This is a genomic window from Sphingomicrobium astaxanthinifaciens (genome assembly GCF_022865105.1).
GTDB classification, from domain to species: domain Bacteria; phylum Pseudomonadota; class Alphaproteobacteria; order Sphingomonadales; family Sphingomonadaceae; genus Sphingomicrobium; species Sphingomicrobium astaxanthinifaciens.
On sequence record NZ_JAKNYM010000002.1, the window covers coordinates 284821 to 303177 of the forward strand.

The 18357-nt window shown below is 70.9% G+C and carries 20 protein-coding genes; 11 read left to right on the top strand and 9 right to left on the bottom strand.

Annotation, left to right across the window (positions count from 1 at the left end; translation table 11 throughout):
- Positions 1 to 3: 3 nt before the first annotated feature.
- Genes L8951_RS05220 through aroF form a run of 3 tightly spaced genes read right to left on the bottom strand, consistent with a single transcriptional unit; the run spans position 4 to position 3115 of the window.
- Positions 4 to 603 (bottom strand): anthranilate synthase component II, encoded by a 600-nt coding sequence (locus L8951_RS05220; RefSeq protein WP_244381950.1) that lies wholly within the window; start codon positions 601 to 603, stop codon positions 4 to 6.
- The gene (locus L8951_RS05225) at positions 600 to 2105 is read right to left on the bottom strand and encodes a chorismate-binding protein (protein WP_244381951.1); all 1506 of its coding nucleotides are present in this window, start codon (positions 2103 to 2105) and stop codon (positions 600 to 602) included. The genes L8951_RS05220 and L8951_RS05225 overlap by 4 nt, the downstream gene beginning before the upstream one ends.
- Entirely contained in the window at positions 2102 to 3115 is a 1014-nt protein-coding gene (gene aroF, locus L8951_RS05230; RefSeq protein WP_244381952.1) for a 3-deoxy-7-phosphoheptulonate synthase, read from the bottom strand. Before aroF ends, L8951_RS05225 begins: the two co-directional genes overlap by 4 nt.
- Before the next feature lie 394 nt (positions 3116 to 3509).
- On the opposite strand from aroF, the gene L8951_RS05235 reads away from it, so the two are divergent.
- The 9 genes from L8951_RS05235 to L8951_RS05275 are packed head-to-tail and all read left to right on the top strand — an operon-like array spanning position 3510 to position 11479.
- Entirely contained in the window at positions 3510 to 3815 is a 306-nt protein-coding gene (locus tag L8951_RS05235) for a YerC/YecD family TrpR-related protein (RefSeq protein ID WP_244381953.1), read from the top strand.
- On the top strand, positions 3812 to 4699 hold the full coding sequence (hisG, locus tag L8951_RS05240) for an ATP phosphoribosyltransferase (RefSeq protein WP_244381954.1): 888 nt from the start codon (positions 3812 to 3814) through the stop codon (positions 4697 to 4699). Before L8951_RS05235 ends, hisG begins: the two co-directional genes overlap by 4 nt.
- Positions 4699 to 5997 carry a histidinol dehydrogenase gene (hisD, locus tag L8951_RS05245; protein ID WP_244381955.1) on the top strand — a complete coding sequence of 433 codons (1299 nt, stop codon included), beginning with the start codon at positions 4699 to 4701 and terminating at the stop codon, positions 5995 to 5997. Before hisG ends, hisD begins: the two co-directional genes overlap by 1 nt.
- Positions 5994 to 7640 (top strand): histidinol-phosphate transaminase, encoded by a 1647-nt coding sequence (gene hisC / locus L8951_RS05250; RefSeq protein ID WP_244381956.1) that lies wholly within the window; start codon positions 5994 to 5996, stop codon positions 7638 to 7640. Before hisD ends, hisC begins: the two co-directional genes overlap by 4 nt.
- The gene (gene hisH, locus L8951_RS05255; RefSeq protein ID WP_244381957.1) at positions 7637 to 8221 is read left to right on the top strand and encodes an imidazole glycerol phosphate synthase subunit HisH; all 585 of its coding nucleotides are present in this window, start codon (positions 7637 to 7639) and stop codon (positions 8219 to 8221) included. Before hisC ends, hisH begins: the two co-directional genes overlap by 4 nt.
- Positions 8218 to 8940: a 1-(5-phosphoribosyl)-5-[(5-phosphoribosylamino)methylideneamino]imidazole-4-carboxamide isomerase gene (locus L8951_RS05260; RefSeq protein WP_244381958.1), complete on the top strand. Its 723-nt coding sequence runs from the start codon at positions 8218 to 8220 to the stop codon at positions 8938 to 8940. Before hisH ends, L8951_RS05260 begins: the two co-directional genes overlap by 4 nt.
- A complete protein-coding gene (gene hisF, locus L8951_RS05265) occupies positions 8927 to 9694 on the top strand; it encodes an imidazole glycerol phosphate synthase subunit HisF (protein ID WP_244381959.1) in 768 nt (255 codons plus the stop codon). The genes L8951_RS05260 and hisF overlap by 14 nt, the downstream gene beginning before the upstream one ends.
- Before the next feature lie 29 nt (positions 9695 to 9723).
- On the top strand, positions 9724 to 10290 hold the full coding sequence (hisIE, locus tag L8951_RS05270; RefSeq protein ID WP_244383194.1) for a bifunctional phosphoribosyl-AMP cyclohydrolase/phosphoribosyl-ATP diphosphatase HisIE: 567 nt from the start codon (positions 9724 to 9726) through the stop codon (positions 10288 to 10290).
- A 16-nt stretch (positions 10291 to 10306) separates the two neighbouring features.
- On the top strand, positions 10307 to 11479 hold the full coding sequence (locus L8951_RS05275; protein ID WP_244381960.1) for a BaiN/RdsA family NAD(P)/FAD-dependent oxidoreductase: 1173 nt from the start codon (positions 10307 to 10309) through the stop codon (positions 11477 to 11479).
- Here the strand turns inward: L8951_RS05275 and L8951_RS05280 are convergent.
- From L8951_RS05280 to hemC, 5 genes are all read right to left on the bottom strand, one after another.
- Positions 11476 to 12225: an inositol monophosphatase family protein gene (locus L8951_RS05280; protein WP_244381961.1), complete on the bottom strand. Its 750-nt coding sequence runs from the start codon at positions 12223 to 12225 to the stop codon at positions 11476 to 11478. The genes L8951_RS05275 and L8951_RS05280 overlap by 4 nt on opposite strands.
- A gap of 32 nt (positions 12226 to 12257) precedes the next feature.
- Entirely contained in the window at positions 12258 to 13433 is a 1176-nt protein-coding gene (locus tag L8951_RS05285; RefSeq protein ID WP_244381962.1) for a serine hydrolase, read from the bottom strand.
- A gap of 121 nt (positions 13434 to 13554) precedes the next feature.
- Positions 13555 to 14367, bottom strand: coding sequence for a hypothetical protein (locus L8951_RS05290; RefSeq protein WP_244381963.1), 813 nt, complete (start codon positions 14365 to 14367; stop codon positions 13555 to 13557).
- Positions 14364 to 15041: a uroporphyrinogen-III synthase gene (locus tag L8951_RS05295; RefSeq protein WP_244381964.1), complete on the bottom strand. Its 678-nt coding sequence runs from the start codon at positions 15039 to 15041 to the stop codon at positions 14364 to 14366. Before L8951_RS05295 ends, L8951_RS05290 begins: the two co-directional genes overlap by 4 nt.
- Entirely contained in the window at positions 15041 to 15952 is a 912-nt protein-coding gene (hemC, locus tag L8951_RS05300; RefSeq protein WP_244381965.1) for a hydroxymethylbilane synthase, read from the bottom strand. The genes L8951_RS05295 and hemC overlap by 1 nt, the downstream gene beginning before the upstream one ends.
- Positions 15953 to 16033: 81 nt before the next feature.
- Here hemC and tsaD point away from each other — a divergent pair, with 81 nt between their 5' ends.
- Positions 16034 to 17065 carry a tRNA (adenosine(37)-N6)-threonylcarbamoyltransferase complex transferase subunit TsaD gene (gene tsaD / locus L8951_RS05305; RefSeq protein ID WP_244381966.1) on the top strand — a complete coding sequence of 344 codons (1032 nt, stop codon included), beginning with the start codon at positions 16034 to 16036 and terminating at the stop codon, positions 17063 to 17065.
- Positions 17062 to 18051 carry an NAD(P)H-dependent glycerol-3-phosphate dehydrogenase gene (locus tag L8951_RS05310; protein WP_244381967.1) on the top strand — a complete coding sequence of 330 codons (990 nt, stop codon included), beginning with the start codon at positions 17062 to 17064 and terminating at the stop codon, positions 18049 to 18051. The genes tsaD and L8951_RS05310 overlap by 4 nt, the downstream gene beginning before the upstream one ends.
- Before the next feature lie 137 nt (positions 18052 to 18188).
- Here the strand turns inward: L8951_RS05310 and L8951_RS05315 are convergent, their stop codons facing one another.
- Positions 18189 to 18356 (bottom strand): DUF1674 domain-containing protein, encoded by a 168-nt coding sequence (locus tag L8951_RS05315; RefSeq protein ID WP_407696369.1) that lies wholly within the window; start codon positions 18354 to 18356, stop codon positions 18189 to 18191.
- Position 18357 lies beyond the last annotated feature (1 nt).

Genomic DNA, 18357 nt, shown 5'->3' on the forward strand with positions numbered 1-18357 from the left:
CTTTCAGGCGGCCTTGGCCGGTTGGTCGAGGGCGACTTTGGCCCATGCGAGAAGGTTGGCGACGAGCTTGTCGCCGCGCGGGGTGAGGATCGATTCGGGGTGGAACTGCAGCCCGAGCTGGCGCCCCGCCTCGTCGCGCACCGCCATCGCCATGCCGTCATGCGCGGCGTCGACGGTGAAGCGGGTGGGGAGGCCATCGAGCGGGGTGCAGAGCGAATGATAGCGCCCTACGATGAGCGGATCGGGCAGCCCGGCGAAGATCCCGCAGCCGCGATCGGGTAGTCGCTGCGCCACCGCATGGGCGGGCGCGGGCGCGCGGGTGACGGTGCCGCCGGCCGCCTCGACGATGGCCTGGTGACCAAGGCAGATGCCGATCAGCGGGATGGTGCCGCGCGCTCGCTCGCATAATTGGAGACAGCAGCCCGCGTCGGCAGGCTTCCCGGGACCGGGGGAGATGAGGATCGCGCCATGCTTGGCGGTTTCCAGCGCTTCCGTCGCACTAATGCTATTGCGGAGCACTTGCACCTCCGCGCCCGCGAGGCGAAAGGCCTCGACGAGATTGAAGGTGAAACTGTCGCGATTGTCGATCACGGTGAGCTTCATGCCGCGGCTCCCAGCGCGGCGAGGACCGCGCTCGCCTTGGCGCGGGTCTCGGCGGCTTCGGCGGCGGGATCCGAATGGGCGACGACGCCCGCGCCGGCGCGGACCTGCGCAAGGCCGTCCGCGACGAAGGCCGAGCGGATGACGACCGCGCTGTCGAACCCGCCGCCCGATCGCAGCACGCCGATCGCGCCGCCATAGAAGCCGCGCTGGCATGTCTCGTGGGCGCGGATCAGCTCGATCGCGCGCAGCTTGGGCGCCCCCGACAGCGTGCCGACATTAAGGCAGGCGCGGATCGCGTCGACCACGTCGGCGCCCTCGGGGAGGCGCCCTTCGACGGTCGAGACGAGATGCATGACCCTCGCGAAGCGCTCGACCCGCATCAGGCTGGTGACGCGGCGGGTGCCGGGCCGCGCGATGCGCGCGACATCGTTGCGCGCGAGGTCGACGAGCATGAGATGCTCGGACACTTCCTTGGCGTCGAGCCGAAGGTCGGCCTCGAGCCTGTCGTCCTCGTCGGCGGTGGCGCCGCGCGGGCGGGTGCCGGCGATCGGGCTGACCGACAGCGTGGTGCCGTCGGCGCCGGGGGCGAGGTGGATGGCGTTCTCGGGCGAGGCACCGAAGAGCGTCCCGTGACGGGTCTGCGCGAAGAATTGATAGGCCGAGGGGTCGGCGGCGACGAGGCGGCGAAAGGCGGCGAGCGGGTCGGGGCAGGGGAGCGAAAAGCTGCGGCTCGGCACCGCCTGAAAGACTTCGCCCGCGGCGATGTCGTCCTGGAGTGCGCGAACGGTGGCTTCGAAGGCGGCGTCGTCGATATCCACCTCCGGATCGCCGGCTGGGGCGTCGGGAAGCGCGGGGACGGGGGCCTGCTCGATCCGCGCGGCGAGCTGGCCAAGCTTTTCCTGCGCGAGGCACAAGTTGCGATGGTCTTCTTCGCGTTGCCCCGTCACCGCAGCCACGGCGAGGATGCGCGCGGCGCCCGAGGGCTCGACCACCACCGACGTCTCGGCAAGGCGTGCGAGCAGGTCGGGGAGCGGGCCCTCCGGCGCCGCCACCCCGATCGGCTCGACCATGTCGGCATGGTCGAACCCGACCAGCGTGAACAGCGCCAGCGCGTAAGGATCGTCCTCGCCGCCCGCGAGCGCGGCGGCGGCGCGCAGCAGGTGGAGCGGGCTCGCGCGCCCCGCACGGGCGGCGTCGTCGCCGGTCTCGTCTGGCGCGGCGAAGACGAGCCGCGCCGACTCGCCATCCTGCTCGACCACCGCCGCGGCGAGCGGTTCGAGCAGCGGGGTGAGCAAGGCCATGCCCTGCGCCCCCGCGACGCGCACCTCGGCCTCGCGCCCCTTGGCGTCGATCGCCAGCGCGCTGTCGCACAGGATGGCGCTCGTGCCCCCGGTGCGGCGGAACAGCATGCGCGCGCGTCCCTCGGCATGGAGCGCGGCGAACAGGCTTACCGGATCGTGCACCCCGGGCAGGCGGCGCGAGAGGAGGCGCAGGCGGCTCATAGTTCGCGGCCCAGGGCGTGGAGCAGCCGCGACAGCTGGTGGCCGAGCGCTTCCATTTGTTCGGGATAGAGCGACTGCGGCCCGTCGGAGAGCGCGGTCGCGGGGTCGACATGCACCTCGACCATCACCCCGTCGGCCCCGGCGGCGGCGGCGGCAAGCGCCATCGGCGCGACGAGGCTGCGCTTGCCGGTGCCGTGGCTGGGATCAACGATGACGGGGAGGTGGGTCTTTTCCTTGAGCAGCGGGACGGCGGCGAGGTCGAGCGTGTTGCGCGTCGCGGTTTCGAAGGTGCGGATCCCGCGCTCGCACAGGATGACCTCCTCGTTTCCGCCCGCGAGCACATATTCGGCGGCCATCAGCAGGTCGTCGATGCGCGCCGCCATTCCGCGCTTGAGGATGACCGGCTTGCCACACTCGCCGACCGCCTTGAGCAGTTCGAAATTCTGCATGTTGCGGGTGCCGATCTGGATCGCGTCGGCCTTCTCGACGAACAGGTCGAGGTCGCGCGCGTCGACCATTTCGGTGACGACCGGGAGATCGAGTTCGTCGCCGACCTGGCGCAGCAGGTCGAGCCCCTCGGGGCCCTTGCCCTGGAAGCTGTAGGGGCTGGTCCGCGGCTTGTAGGCGCCGCCGCGCAGGATCCGCGCGCCGCCCGCCTTGGCTGCCTTGGCGGACGCGCGCAGCTGCTCTTCGCTCTCGACCGCGCAGGGGCCGCCGAGGAGCGCGAAGCGCCCGCCGCCGATCGCGACGTCGCCGATCTTTACCCGGCTGTCGTGCGGATGGAGGTCGCGCGCGGCGAGCTTGTAGGGGGCGAGGATCGGCTTGACGCTCTCGACCGAGGGCTCGGCCTCGAGGCCGAGTTCGGCGAGCACGCGTTCATCGCCGAGGGCGCCGAGGACGACGCGTTCGGCGCCGGGCATGTGGAGCGGCTTCAGCCCCTTGTCCTCGATCCGCCCGAGGAGGCGGTCGATGGTGTCCTGGCTGGCGTCGGGTTTCATCACGATGATCATGGGTCGGTCTCTCGGGTCTCGGGGGGAGAAGGAGAGCGGACCTGATCGAGGTCACGAAAAAGCCCGCTCGGTGGCGGGCTGGAAGATCACGTCATGCGTGAGCGCAGCGCCGCCGTCAGGACGAGCGCCACCACCACTGCAGGGCAGCGGTCGAATGGGCCGAAACGGGAGCGGTCTTGCGCATGTACGCGAGGAGGCCGCAATTTTTCCTACAGGTCAAGCGGCAAAAAGGCGGGGGTGGCGAAAGAAGCGACGAAGCGCGTCGATGCGCCGAAGGGGCGCTTAGGTCCATGGTTGCATTCTCCGCTGAGACCGCTACATGCATGCCAATGTTTTAACACATTGGAACAATCAAATGTCGGAAACGCGGGGAAAAGATTCGAGCACGGCGGGCGTGACAGGGGCCGAATCGGCGGCCGAGGCGCAGGCGCAGCTCGCGCTCGTCCTCGCCCGGCTCGGCGATCCGGGGAGCGTCGCGATGCTGCTCGATGATTTGTGCACCCCCTCGGAGCGGCGCGCGCTGGCCGAGCGCTGGCATGTCGCGCGGCTGCTCGCCGAGGGGTGCTACACCTATCGCCAGATCCACGACCTGACCGGCGTGTCGACCACCACCATCACCCGCGTCGCGCGTTTCCTCAACGGCGGCACGGCGGGCGGCTATCGCGCCGCGCTCGATGTCATGACGAAGGACGCACAATGACCACGACGATGACCCGCCTGCGCATGGCGGTGCAGAAATCGGGCCGGCTCGCCGATGCGGGCGAGGGGCTGCTCGCCAAGGCGGGATTGAAGATCCGCAGCGCCAAGGGGCAGCTGACCGCGCGGGCGACCAACTTTCCCTTGGACCTCATGCTCGTGCGCGACGACGACATCCCGACGCTGGTCGGCGACGGGGTGTGCGATCTCGGCATCGTCGGGCTGAACGTGCTCGAGGAATATCGGCTCGACCCCGCCAACGAGGATGTCGACGTGCTGGCGCGATTGGGCTTCGGCGGCTGCGCGCTCCGGATCGCGATTCCCGTGGCGGAGGATTGGTCGCTGGCGATCCTCGAGGGCAAGCGCATCGCTACCAGCTATCCGCTGCTGACCCGCGCCTTCCTCGAGAAGGAGGGCATTACCGCCGAGGTGGTGACCATGCACGGCGCGGTCGAACTGGCGCCGCGGCTGGGAATCGCCGATTATGTCTGCGACCTCGTCTCCACCGGGCAGACGCTCGAGGCCAATGGCCTCAAGCCGGTGCACACCATCCTCGAATCGGAAAGCGTGCTGATCCGCACCCGCGCCGCGATGGAGCCGCGCAAGGTCGACCGCGCCGATGCGCTGAAGACCCGCATGCTCGGCGTGATCGCGACGGCGGAGAGCAAATATATCGTCCTCAACGCGCCCGAGAGCGCGATTGCCGAGATCACGCGCATCCTGCCGGGCGCCGAGGCGCCGACTGTGATGCCGCTGCGCGGGATCGAGGGGCATGTCGCGATCCAGGCGGTGGCGCGCGAATCGGTCTTTTGGGAGACGCTCGAGGAGCTGAAGGCCGCCGGCGCGCGCGACATCCTTGTCATGCCGATCGAAAAGATGATGCTCTGATGGCGAACGTGATCGACTGGACCAGGCAGGGCGACGAGGGTCGCCGCCGTGCGCTCGCCCGCCCCGAACGCCGCGAGGACGGTCGGCTGCAGAATGCCGTGCGCGAGATCATCGCCGAGGTGCGCTCGGGTGGTTGGGACAAGCTGGCCGAAATCGCCGAGCGGATCGATGGCAAGGCGCCCGAGCGCGTCGCCGTCGCGCTCTTCGCCGAGCGCGCACGCGCTGAATTGCCCGCCGAGGCGATCCAAGCGATGCGGCTCGCCGCCGACAATATCGAGCGCTTTCATGAAGCGACCCTGCCCGCCCCCGTCTCGGTCGAAACGATGCCGGGGCTGACGGTGGAAAAGCGCTGGGCGCCGCTCGCCAGCGCGGGGCTCTATGTCCCCGGCGGCAAGGCGCCCCTTTTCTCGACGCTGCTGATGCTGGCAATCCCCGCGCGGGTCGCGGGGGTCGAGCGACTGACGGTGGTGACCCCGCCGCGCCCCGAGGGCGGGCTCGACCGCGCGGTCGCGCTGGCCGCCGAAATGTGCGGCATCGAGGCGGTCTGGACCGTGGGCGGGGCGCAGGCGATCGCCGCGCTGGCCTTCGGCGCGGGCGAACTCGAGGCCGTCGACCGTATCTGCGGCCCCGGCAACGCGTGGGTCGCGGCGGCCAAGGCGCAGGTCGCGAGCCTGCCCGGCGGGCCGGGGATCGACCTGCCCGCCGGCCCTAGCGAATTGCTCGTCATCGCCGACGAGACCAGCGACCCGGCGCGGGTCGCCGCTGACCTGTTGAGCCAGGCAGAACATGGCGAGGATGCGCAAGTCCTGCTCGTCAGCCCGAGCGAGGACGCCATCGCGGCGACGCTCGCCGAGGTCGAGGCGCAGGCGGCGGCAATGGGAGGCGACTTCGCGCCCGCCCGCGCGATTCGCTGCGCCAATCTCGATGAGGCGGTCGAGATCGCCAATGCCTATGCGCCCGAGCACCTCAGCATCGCGCTCGCGGATGAGCGCGCGGCGGCGCTGGCGGAGAAGATCACCAATGCCGGCGCGATCTTCGTCGGCGAAGGCGCGGCGGAGAGCTTCGGGGACTATCTCGCCGGGTCGAGCCACGTGCTGCCGACCGACGGCGCGGCGCGCTATACCGGCGGGGTGACCGCGCTGACCTACCTCAAGGCGATCAGCGTGCAGCGGATCGCCCCCGACACGGCGCAGCGGCTGGCGCGACCCGCCGCCGCGCTGGCGCGGCTCGAAGGGCTCGAGGCGCATGCGCGCGCGGCCGATATCCGGGGCAATGCGACGAAGGAGGCGGCCGAATGACCAGCCAGCCGATCGGCGATCGTCTCGCCCGTCCCGACCTTCGCTCGCTGCCGCGTGCCGATCTTGCCGGCGCGCCCATCCCCGGCACCATCCGCCTCGATGCCAACGAAAATCCCTATCCGCCGCTCGCGGGCGGCAAGGACATCAACCGCTATCCCGAACCCCAGCCCGACGTGCTGCGGCGGCGAATGGCGGGGCTCTATGGCGTCTTTCCGCAGCGGCTCTGGGTGACGCGGGGGAGCGATGACGCCATCGACCTGTTGTGCCGCGCCTTCCTGCGCCCGGGGCAGGATCGCATCCTCGTCGTCGAACCGACCTTCTCGGCCTATGCGCAATTCGCGCGGATCCAGGGTGCGAAGGTCGACGGCGTGTCGATGGGCGAGGATTTCGTCTTCGATGCGGGCACGGTGCTCAAGGCCGCCAAGCACGGCCCGGCGCCCAAGCTCCTGTTCCTGTGCACTCCCAACAACCCGACCGGCACGGCGATCGACGTCGATAGGGTGCGCGACATTGCCCGGGCGCTGCCCGATACGCTGGTGGTGGCGGATGAGGCCTATGGCGAATTTGCCGACGCGCCGAGCCTCGCCCCCGACGCGGGCAATATCGACAATTTGGTCGTGCTGCGCACCTTGTCGAAGGCCTATGGGCTGGCGGGGGCGCGGATCGGCTGTGCGATCGCCGACGCCAATGTCATCGACTGGCTCGCGCGCGTGTCGCCGCCCTATCCGTTGCCCGGTCCCTCGATCGCGGCGGCGCTGTCGGCGCTGGCGCCCGAGCGGATGCCGATCCACGCCGAGCGGGTCGAAACGCTGCTCGCCGAGCGCAAACGGCTCGCCGGGCTGCTGCGCGAGGTCGACGAGGTCGAGGCGCTCCACGAGGGCGGCAATTACCTGTTTCTCGTCGTCGCCGACCCCGAGGGGCTCGCAAGGCGCCTCGAGGCGGCGGCGGTCAGGGTGCGTTTTCGTCCCAACGCGGCGCCGGGCGGGGTGCGCGTCACCATCGGCACCGAGGCGGAAAACCGTGCCCTCCTCGCGGTCTTCGGCATCGTCGATCCCGCCCCCGAGCGTCGCCGCGCGAGCGTGACGCGCGATACCGCCGAGACGCAGATCGCGCTGTCGATCGACCTCGACGCCCCCGAGCCCAGGCGGCAGATCTCCACCGGGATCGGCTTTTTCGATCATATGCTCGACCAGGTCGCGAGCCACGGCGGCTTCTCGCTCACGCTCGCCTGCACCGGCGACACGCATATCGACCCGCACCACACGATCGAGGATGTCGCGCTGGCGCTCGGCACCGCGCTCGACCGGGCGCTGGGCGACCGCGCCGGGATCGGGCGGTTCGGCTTCGCGCTGCCGATGGACGAGACCCGCGCCGAAGTGCTGGTCGACCTGTCGGGGCGCCCCTTCGCCAGGTTCGACGGCAGCTTCGAGGCCGAGCATCTGGGCGAGTTCCCGACCGAGATGACGCCGCACGTCTTCCGCAGCCTCGCCGACAGCATGCGCGCGGCGATCCACGTGCGTGTCGAGGGCGACAATGACCATCACAAGGTCGAGGGCGCCTTCAAGGCCTTCGGGCGCGCGCTCCGGCAGGGGCTCGCCACCGGTGGGGGCGGCGGCATTCCCTCGACGAAGGGCAGCCTGTGACGAGCCTCGCGCTGATCGATCTGGGTTACGGCAATGTGGAATCGGTGCGGCTCGGGTTCGAGCGCATCGGCGCCGCGCCGGTGCGCACCGATGATCCTGACGTCATCGCGCGCGCCGAGCGGGTGATCTTGCCCGGCGTCGGCCATGCCGGCTATGCGAGGGAGCGGGTCGAGGCGGCGGGGCTGGCCGAAGTGCTGCGCGCGCGCACCCGCCCGACGCTCGGCATCTGCGTCGGCATGCAATTGCTGTTCGAGGGCTCGGAAGAGACCGATCGACCGCTGCTCGGCGTGCTACCCGGAAGAGTGACGTCACTCGAGCCCGCGCCCGGGCGCCCGGTGCCGCACATGGGCTGGACCCGGTTGCACGATGTCGAAGAAGGTCTGGGCGTGCACGAGGGCGAGCATGTCTATTTCGCGCATAGCTACGCCTGTCCCGGGAGCGGGGCTGATGCGGCATGCGCGACCTATGGCCGCAGTTTTCCGGTCATCGTCCGGAAAGGGCCCTTTTGGGGCGCGCAATTCCACCCCGAACGTTCCGCCGCGCCCGGCGCGGCCTTCCTGAAGGCGTTTCTCTCCTCATGATCCTCCTGCCTGCCCTCGACCTGATGGACCGCAAGCCCGTGCGGCTGCGCCAGGGCGATTTCGACGCGCGCACGAACTACGATCCCTCCCCCGCCGAGGCGCTCGCTGCCTTTCGCGACGCGGGAGCGCAGATGGCGCATGTCGTCGATCTCGACGGCACGCGCGCGAAAAGCCCGGTGCAGCACGACTTGCTGATGGAACTGGCGCCGATCCTGCCGCTGCAGGTGGCGGGCGGGATTCGCGGGACCGCGCATGCCAAGCCGCTGTTCGACGCCGGGGTGGCGCGCGTCGTGGTGGGGAGCCTCGCGCTCAACGAGCCGCAGGCCTTTGCCGACATGCTCGACCACTTCGGGCCCGAGCGGATCACGCTGGCGCTCGACGTCAACCTGCGCGGCGGGGTGCCGATGGTCGCCAAGCACGGCTGGGCCGAGGATAGCGGCAGGGCGCTGGACGAGGTGCTCGGGCAATTCCCGACCATCCGCCACCTGCTCGTGACCGACATCGCCAGGGATGGCATGATGCAGGGGCCCAATGTCGATCTCTATCGCACGCTGGCCGACACCTATCCCGACAAGGCGGTGCAGGCCTCGGGCGGGGTCGCGTGCCTCGACGATCTCGACGCGCTGCGCGCGGCAGGGGCGAGCGCCGCCATCACCGGCAAGGCGATCTGGGAAGGCGCCTTCACCGTCGCGGAAGGGATCGCCCGTGCCCGCGGCTAGGATCATCCCCTGTCTCGACGTCGCCAACGGCGTCGTCGTCAAGGGCGTGCAGTTTCGCGATCACCGCGTCATCGGCGACATCGTCGAGAATGCGCAGCGCTATGCCGACGAGGGGGCCGACGAACTCGTCTTCTACGACATTACCGCCTCGGCCGACGGGCGCAGCGTCGATGTCGACTGGGTCCACAAGGTGGCGCGTGTCATCGACATTCCCTTCAGCGTCGCCGGGGGGATCGACAGCGTGGACAAGGCCGCCGCCGTGCTCGGCGCGGGGGCCGACAAGGTCAGCGTGAATTCGCCCGCGCTCGCCGATCCCGAGCTCATCACCCGCCTCGCCGACGCGTTCGGGCGGCAATGCGTGGTGCTGGGGCTCGACAGTTTCACCGATGAGCAGGGCGTGTTGCGGGTGAAGGCGCTGACCGGGCGCCCCGACAAGACCATGGACGTGGGGCGCGAGACGATCGACTGGGCGCGCGAGGCGGTGGCGCGCGGGGCGGGCGAGATCGTGCTCAACGCAATGAATAACGACGGGGTGCGGCAAGGCTACGACCTCGTCCAGCTCGAGGCGCTGTGCGCCGCCGTCGACGTGCCGGTGATCGCTTCGGGGGGTGCCGGGACGCCCGAGCATTTCGCGCAAGCCTTCGCCGTCGGCTGCTCGGGCGCATTGGCGGCAAGCGTCTTCCATGACCAGCGGATCGCGATTGGCGACCTCAAGGACTATCTCGACCAACAGGGGCTGGAGGTGCGACGATGATCGATGTGGAAGCGCTCGCGTGGGACAAGATGGACGGGCTGCTCCCCGCCATCGTGCAGGGCGGTGACGACGGCCGGGTGCGGATGCTCGGCTACATGAACCGCGAGGCGCTTGCCGCGACCATCGAGACCCGAACGGTCACCTTCTGGAGCCGGTCGAAGGCGCGGCTTTGGGTCAAGGGCGAGACCAGCGGCAATACGCTCGGCGTCCTGGCGATCCACGCCGATTGCGACAGCGATGCGATCCTGATTGTCGCGCAGCCCGCGGGGCCGACCTGTCACAAGGGCATCGACAGCTGTTTCGACATCGACACCGCGCCGCATTTCCTCGCCCGGCTCGAAGCGGTGATTCACCAACGCGCTGGCGCCGATCCCGACGACAGCTATACCGCAAGGCTGCTCGCCGAGGGCACCAAGCGGGTAGCGCAGAAGGTTGGCGAGGAAGGGGTCGAGGCGGCATTGGCGGCGACCGTGGGCGACCGCGAGGAGCTGACCAACGAGGCCGCCGACCTGCTCTATCACCTGCTCGTGCTGCTCAAGGACCAAGGGCTCGGCCTCGCCGACGTGACCAACGAGTTGCAGCGCCGCCACGGCTGACCTAAGCGCGGCTCGCATGGAACGGGTCGACGTGATCGTGATGGGCGCGGGCGCCGCGGGGCTGATGGCGGCGACGGTCGCCGGGCAGCGCGGGCGGCGCGTGCTGCTGGTCGACCATAATGGCGCGCCGGGGAAGAAGATCCTGATCTCGGGCGGCGGTCGGTGCAACTTCACCAACCTGTCGGCGAGCGATCCCAACTATCTCAGCCAGAACCCGCACTTCGCCAAGTCGGCGCTGCGGCGCTACACCCCCGCCGACTTCATCGCGCTGATCGAGAAGCACGGCATCGCGTGGCACGAGAAAACGCTCGGCCAGCTGTTCTGCGACGGCTCGGCCAAGCAGATCGTGGCGATGCTGATGGACGAATGCCGTGCCGCCGGGGTGGACTTCGCTTTTGGCGAGGCGGCACAAGTGGCGCGAAACGGGGAAGAATTCGCGGCCTCGATCGGCCAGCGAAAGGTGATATCAAATTCTCTCGTCCTCGCGACGGGCGGGTTGTCGATCCCCAAACTGGGGGCGACGAGCTTTGCCTACGACCTCGCCCGCCAATGGGGCTTGAAGATCGTCGAACCGCGCCCGGCGCTGGTGCCGCTGACGCTGGCGGGGGACCAGTTGCTGTTCCGCGAACTGGCCGGAGTGGCGGCGCTGGTCGAGGCGCGCGCCTCGAAGGGGCCGCCCTTCAGGGAGGCCGCGCTGTTCACCCATCGCGGCCTGTCGGGGCCGGCGATCCTGCAGGTGTCGAGCTATTGGCGCAACGGCGAGGGGGTGCGGATCGACTTCCTGCCCGCCGAGCGCGACGGCTGGCTGCGCGAGGCCAAGCGGCAGACGCCCAACCGGCAGGTCGGGACGCTGCTGGCCGAGCGGCTGCCCGAGCGGCTGGCGGGGACGCTGGCGGACAAGCTGGGGCTCGCGGGCCCGCTGCAGGCGCAGTCGGACAAGGCGCTGGCGCAGGCCGAGGAACGGCTCGGCGGCTGGGACTTCCTGCCCTCGGGCAGCGAGGGCTTCGCCAAGGCCGAGGTGACGGTGGGCGGCATCTCGACCGCCGAACTGTCGTCCAAGACGATGGAAGCGAAGAAGGTGCCGGGGCTGTTCTGCATCGGCGAGGCGGTCGACGTCACCGGCTGGCTTGGCGGCTACAATTTCCACTGGGCCTGGGCGAGCGGGGTTGCGGCGGGGCAGGCGGCCTAGGTTTCGAGCGCGCGCACGGCTGCTTCGAAAAGCGGCTCGCTCGCCGCGGCGATGACGTCACCGCCCGACAGGTCGCTGCCCCCCGACCAATTACCGACATGTCCGCCCGCGCCGCGCACGACGGCGACCAGCGCGTCATAGTCGTGCGGCTTGAGGCCGGTATCGGTGGCGAGGTCGAGGCTCCCGCTCGCGACCTTGGCGAAGGCCATCGCGTCCATCCCGAAGCGCGTCAGCCGCGCGGCGCGGCGCAGCGCCTCGAAGCGCGGGCGTTCGTCGGCGTCGAAGAGATAGGGGTCGGTGGTGGCGATGCGTGCCTCGGCCAGCACGGTGCAGCCGCTACTGCGCACGCGCGCGCCGTTGAGACGGGTCTCGCCGTCGATGCCGACATAGGTTTCGCCGAGATCGGGCAGGTCGATCATCCCCGCGACATGGCGTCCCGCCTCGAGATGGCCGACCAGCACCGCCCAGCTCGGCAAGCCGCAGATGAAGGCGCGCGTGCCGTCGATCGGATCGAGGCTCCAGTGCGCCGCCGCTCCTTCGCGGCTCCAGCCATATTCCTCGCCCCAGATGCCATGCTCGGGAAAACGCGCGGCGATGACCTCGCGCAGCGCGCGCTCGGCGGCGCGGTCGGCCTCGGTCACGGGGTTGAACCCCGCCGCGTCCTTGTTGTCGGGGGTGCGATCGGCAACGCTCGCGATGGCGCGCCGCGCGTGGACGGACAGAAGCTGGAAGAAGACGCGATCCATGCAACCTGCCTAGAGGCTGCGCGGGCGCTTGCCTAGCGGCTGGCGAGATCGCCGAGCGCGTAGCGTTCGTGGTGCTCGATCACCATCCGCGTCACGTCGCGCATCAGTTCCTGCGCGCTGCCGTCATCGGGGTCGGGGATGGTCATGAAGGCGAGCGCGTAGCTGGTCCCGTCGGGGGCGGTAAGGATGCCGACGTCGTTGAGCCCGCCGCGCTGGCGACCGAGCGTCTGCCCGGTCCCCGTCTTGTGGCTCCACTCCCACCCCGGGGCGAGCCCGCCGCGCACGCGCAGCCGGCCGGTCCGGGTCATCCCCATCGTCGTCAGCATCTTGGCGGTCGACGCGGGCGACAGCAGTTCGCCGCGCTCGAGCCGGGCCAGCGCGCGCGCGATCGCGATCGGGGAGGCCCCGTCATAGGGCGACTCCAGATAGCGGTCGAAGGCCGCGCGGCGCTGGGCGCCGGGCACCGCCGCGCGGGCGCGGTTGAACCCGTTGTCATAGGCATAGCTCTGGCGCCACGAAAGCCCCGCGATCTTGGCCTGCATCTCGCGCTCGCCGTCGCCGAACCCGATGTCACCGAGCGCCTTGTCGCGGACCATCTGGCGCACCGCCTCGGGGCCGCCGACGAGGCGGAGCATCTTGTCGTTGGCGTGGTTGTCCGACTTGGTGAGCGCATCGAAGATCAGCCCGTCGAGCGAGCGGCTGTAACCGCCCTTGAGGATCTGCGCGGCGGTCGAGGAGGACCAGAGCGTGACGTCGTCGCGATCGAACCGCAGCGTCTGGCCCAGGCTCAGCCGCCCGCGGTCGACCTGGTCGAGCACGGTCAGCGTCACCCACAGCTTGGAGACCGACTGCTGGGGAAAGGACCGCTCGACCTGCCACCCCGCCTCCCAGCCCGCGTCGATCGCCTTGATCGCCAGCCCGCTGGTGCCGCTGAAGGAGCGCACCCGGTCGTGGATGCGGGCATTGAGTTCGGCGACATGGGGCGGGTTGACCACCGCCGGGCGCGGCGGGATCGTGACGGTGAAGGCATCGGACAGGGGAGGACGGGCCGCGACCCCGCGATCGTTCTCGGCGGCATCGAGGTCGATCTCGAGCGGCGCACGCTCGGGCACGGCCTGCGCGCGGTTTTCGGCGACGAGCTGCGCGCTCGCGACCGAAGATACCACCATCGCGCCGCCCAGCAGAAGCTTGCCTACCCATGTCGCCATCGTTGAACGTTATCCCCTAAACCCCGGAATTCAATCGGGAATTTACTAGCAGGGCGAGACTTAACCCAACCTGTCCGCCAAAGATATCGGTGCGATCACCCAAAAGATATCGGGACCGCAATCAATTGGTCGCAAGATTGTCTCGGTTGAGCAGCGCGGCGGTTTCGATCCGATCGAGCGCGCGCTGCACCGCGACGTAGCGGCGCGCGCGTTCGATCCATGCGCGCGCGGCCTCGTCCTGCGCGCCCGGCAGCCGCATCGCCTCCGCCAGCGCGCCCTCGACGTTGCCGAGCCGCAGGTCGACCAGCGCCCGTTCGTAGCGCGCGCGCGGTCGCGGGTTGGGCTCGTTGGCCGAATAGACCATGACGAGGCTGCCCAGCGCGCGCCGCACCCGCGCCATCGCCGAGGCATCGGGCCCGGGGCCGCGCAGCACCGTGCCGAGCCGCTCGTAGCCCGCGACGAGGTCGTCGAGCAGGATCGGCTCGCGCGCGCCGGCGATCACCGTGCCGACCGCCGCCTCGTGACGCGTCCCGAAGCGGTCGACGAGGAGCGGTTCGAGATAGCCGAGCGGCAGCCCGCGCTCGATCGCGCGCCGCGCCGCGAAGGCGAGGAGCAGTCCGTCGGCGCGTCCCGCCGCCCCCTCGGCGCGGATCATCGCGCGTTCGAGCGCGGCGAGCCGCTCCTCGGTGGCGGCCGCGCTGGCCGCGCCCTCGTCGCGCCGCGCCGGTGCCGCGGCGGCGTCCTGCGGGGGGCGTGGCGCGGGCGAGGTGTCGGGGAGCGTCGCGAGCCCCTGCGCGACCCGCTCCTCGCCGGCGGGCGGGGCGAGCCCGAGCATGCGCTGCCCGCCCTCCCACCGCGCGACGCCGTAGAGCGCCGCTAGCATGCCGATCGCAATCAGGGCCGCGCCCAGCGCGACGCGTTTCTTCCAGCTCATGCGACCTTGTCGCGTAATTGGGCCGCGCGTTGCAACAATTCTCGATCGCGCGGCGCGGCGGCGACCACGATTTGTTCGTAGCGATGCGCCTCGGGCGGGCAGGCGTCCTCGCTGATCGCGGCGACCGCGATGCTGCCGCGCTCGATCCCCTCGCGCTCGCACAGCGCGTCGAGCCGCTGCCCAGCACGGGGCGAATGCACCACCGCGATCGCGCCCGCGAGTCGCTCGACCCCCGGTGGGTGTTCGCGCGCGATGCTCGAATAGACCGCCAGCGGGACGATGGTCTGGCGCGCCCCGGCGGGCGCGCGGCGATGCTGTCCCGCGAGGTGGAGCAGGCGCCGGTCGGGCGGCAGCCGCTCGAGCAGCGCCTCCACCCCCCCGGTGCCGACCTCGTCGACCATCAGTCCCGCCGCGCGCGCCGCCGCCGCGGTCGCCTCGCCGACCGCATGGACGGGCAGGTCACGCAGTGCGCGCAGCCCCTCGCCACCGTGGCGCGCGGCATTGGCGCTGGTCATCAGGATCGCGTCGAAGCGCGCCGGGTCGGGTGGGGTCCAGTCGACCGGGCGGACCTTGAACAGCGGCAGCGTCTCGACCCCCTCGATCCCCATCTCGGCGGCGCGCGACGCGCTCAGGCTGGCCCCCGGTTCGGGACGGAGGAGGAGGATCGGGCGCATCAGGCGAACAGCCTCGCGATGCTGCCCGGCGCCGCGTCGAGCATCGCGCGTGCGAGCGCGGCCGCGCCCGCCGTGTCGTGACGGTCGAGCGTGATCGTCCGGGTCACCGCCTCGCCGCCATCCTCGGCATAAAGGGCCGCATGGAAGGTGACGTCATCGCCTGCGAGCTCGGCATGAGCGGCGACGGGGGAGTGACAGTCGCCCCCGAGCGCGGCGGTGAAGGCGCGTTCGAGCCGCACCGCGTCGCTGGTGTCGCGGTGGTCGACCGCGGCCAGCGCCTCGCGGGCCGCCTCGTCGTGCGTGCGCGCGTCGATACCGATGGCACCCTGCGCGGGGGCGGGGAGCATCGTGGCGACCGCGACCGCCGTGCCTTCCTCGATCCCGAGCCGGTCGAGCCCGGCGGCGGCGAGCAGCGTGGCGTCGACCTTGCCCTCGCGCACCGCAGCGAGCCGGGTCGCGACATTGCCGCGCAGCAGCGTCGTCGATAGGTCGGGGCGCAGCCGCCGAACCTGCGCGGCGCGGCGCGGGCTCGCGGTGCCGATCACCGCCCCCCGCGGCAGCGCCTCGATCGAGGGCGCGCCGACCAGCCGGTCGCGCACGTCGGCGCGGCGCAGCATCGCGGCGATCCCGAGCCCGGCGGGCCGGTGCGGATCGCTCTCGACATCCTTCATGCTGTGCACGCTGGCGTCGGTCTCGCCCGCCAGCAGCGCGCGGTCGAGTTCCTTGGTCCACACCGCCTTGCCCCCCATCTCGGTGAGCGGGGCGACGCGATCGCGGTCGCCGCGGGTCGAGATGGTGACGATCGCGACCTCGTCCTCGTCCCAGCCATGCGCGGCGACGAGCGCCGCCCGGACCATCTCGGCCTGGTGGAGCGCGAGCGGGGAACCGCGGGTGCCAAGTCGGAATTTCATCCCCAATCCCCTGCCCGATGGCGCAAGGCCCCGCAAGTGGCGCTGGCCTTCGGGGGGCGCGCGGGTCTATGGGAAGCGCCGATGGCCGTCATTCTTGCCCTTGAAAGTTCCTGCGACGACAGCGCCGCCGCGCTGGTCACGTCCGACCGCCAGATCATCGCGCAAGGGGTGGTGGGGCAGGCCGAGCGCCATGCCCCCTTCGGCGGGGTGGTGCCCGAGATCGCCGCGCGCGCGCATGCCGAGATCCTTCCCGACCTGATCCGCGACGTGCTGACCGACGCCGACCTCGAGGCGGGTGACGTCGATGCCATCGCCGCGACCGCGGGGCCGGGGCTGGTCGGCGGGGTGATGGTCGGGCTGCTCGCGGGCAAGGGGCTCGCGCTGGCGACCGGCAAGCCGCTGATCGCGGTCAACCACCTCGAAGGCCATGCGCTCTCGCCCCGGCTGACCGATCCCGACCTCGACTTCCCCTACCTCCTGCTGCTCGCCAGCGGCGGGCACTGCCAACTGCTCGAGGTGCGCGGCGTCGACGATTACCGCCGGCTCGCCACCACCATCGACGATGCCGCGGGCGAGGCGTTCGACAAGGCGGCCAAGCTGATGGGGCTGGGCTATCCGGGCGGCCCGGCGATCGAGGCGCTGGCGACGAAGGGCGACCCCAACGCCGTGCCGCTGCCGCGCCCGCTGGTCGGGTCGGGCGAACCGCATTTCAGCTTCGCCGGCCTCAAAAGCGCGGTCCAGCGCGCGGTCGTCGCCGACGCGCATCGCCATGCCGATATCGCGGCGAGCTTCCAGCAGGCGGTGCTCGACTGCTTCGTCGATCGCACCCGGATCGCGCTTGCCAGGACCAAGGCGCCCGCGCTGGTGGTCGCCGGCGGGGTGGCCGCCAACGCGGCGGTGCGCGGTGCGCTCGAGGCGCTCGCGCACGAGGAGGGCCGCCGCTTCTCGGTGCCCCCCGCGTGGCTGTGTACGGATAATGCGGCGATGATCGGCTGGGCCGGGGCCGAGCGCTTCGCCGCCGGGCTGGTCGATCCGCTCGATACGCCGGCGCGGGCGCGCTGGCCGTTGGACAAGAGCGCCGAGAAGGTACGCGGGGCAGGAGTGAAGGCATGAGCATCGAGAAGATCGCGGTCGTCGGCGCGGGGGCCTGGGGCACCGCGCTCGCGCAGGTCGCCGCCACCGGGGGACGCGAAGTGCTGCTCTGGGCGCTCGAGGACGATGTCGTGCGCGCGGTCAACACGATCCACCAGAACCCGATCTACCTCAAGGACATCCCGCTCGAGCCATCGATCCGCGCGACCTCCAACTTTTCCGACCTCTCGCAGGCCGACGCGTGGCTGGTCGTCACCCCGGCGCAGCACATGCGCGCGGTGCTCGGGCGCGCGCCCTGCCCGGGCATGCCGCTGGTGCTCTGCTCGAAAGGGATTGAGGAACGCTCGGGCCAGCTCCTCCATCATGTCGCCAAGGACGTGTGCGCCACCTCGCCCGTCGCGGTATTGTCGGGCCCCTGCTTCGCGCATGAAGTGGCGCGCGGGCTGCCCACTGCGGTGACGCTGGCGTGCGAGGACGAGGCGCTGGGCGCCGCGCTGCACGAGCGCCTCGCGCTGCCCACCTTCCGGCTCTACTCGACCGACGACGTCGCGGGGGCCGAGGTCGGCGGCGCGATCAAGAATGTCCTCGCCATCGCCTGCGGCATCGTCGAGGGCAAGGCGATGGGGCAGAATGCGCGCGCCGCGATCATCGCGCGCGGTTTTGCCGAGATGAAGCGCTTCGGCGCGGCGGTCGGCGCGCGCGAGGAAACGCTGGCGGGGCTGTCGGGGCTGGGCGACCTCGTCCTCACCTGCACCTCGACCGCGAGCCGCAACTTCTCGCTCGGCAAGGCGATCGGCGAGGGCAGGTCGGCGGCCGAACTCATGAGCGATCGCACCACGGTCGCCGAGGGCGCGCATACCGCGCCGGTGCTCGCGAGGATCGCGCGCGACGGCGATATCGACATGCCGATCGTCGAGACGGTGGCGGCGCTCCTGTCGGGCGAGGTCAGCATCGACGAGGCGGTCGAGCAGATATTGAGCCGCCCGCCGCGCCCGGAGAATGCCTGAGGTCGGCGCTTGAGGCGCGAGGGCGGCCTCGCGCCGTCGATCAGGCTCGCTAGCGCGACCTGTCGGCCGGCCGGCACGCTCTCTTCGCGCTGCTCCGGCGGCCTTTCAAGCCGGCGTCGCTGCGCTCGGGCGCTTGGCTAAAAGTCCCAAGCGATGCCCTTGCGTTCCCAGTCGCCGTAGCGCGTCGGGTCCTTCTTGTCCTTCTCGCCGACCGGGCCGTCGTCGTTTTCCACCTGCTCCGGTTCGGGCACCGGGGGGGAGGGCGACAGATAATCGGGGGGCTGGAGGTGTTTAGGCCGTTTCATG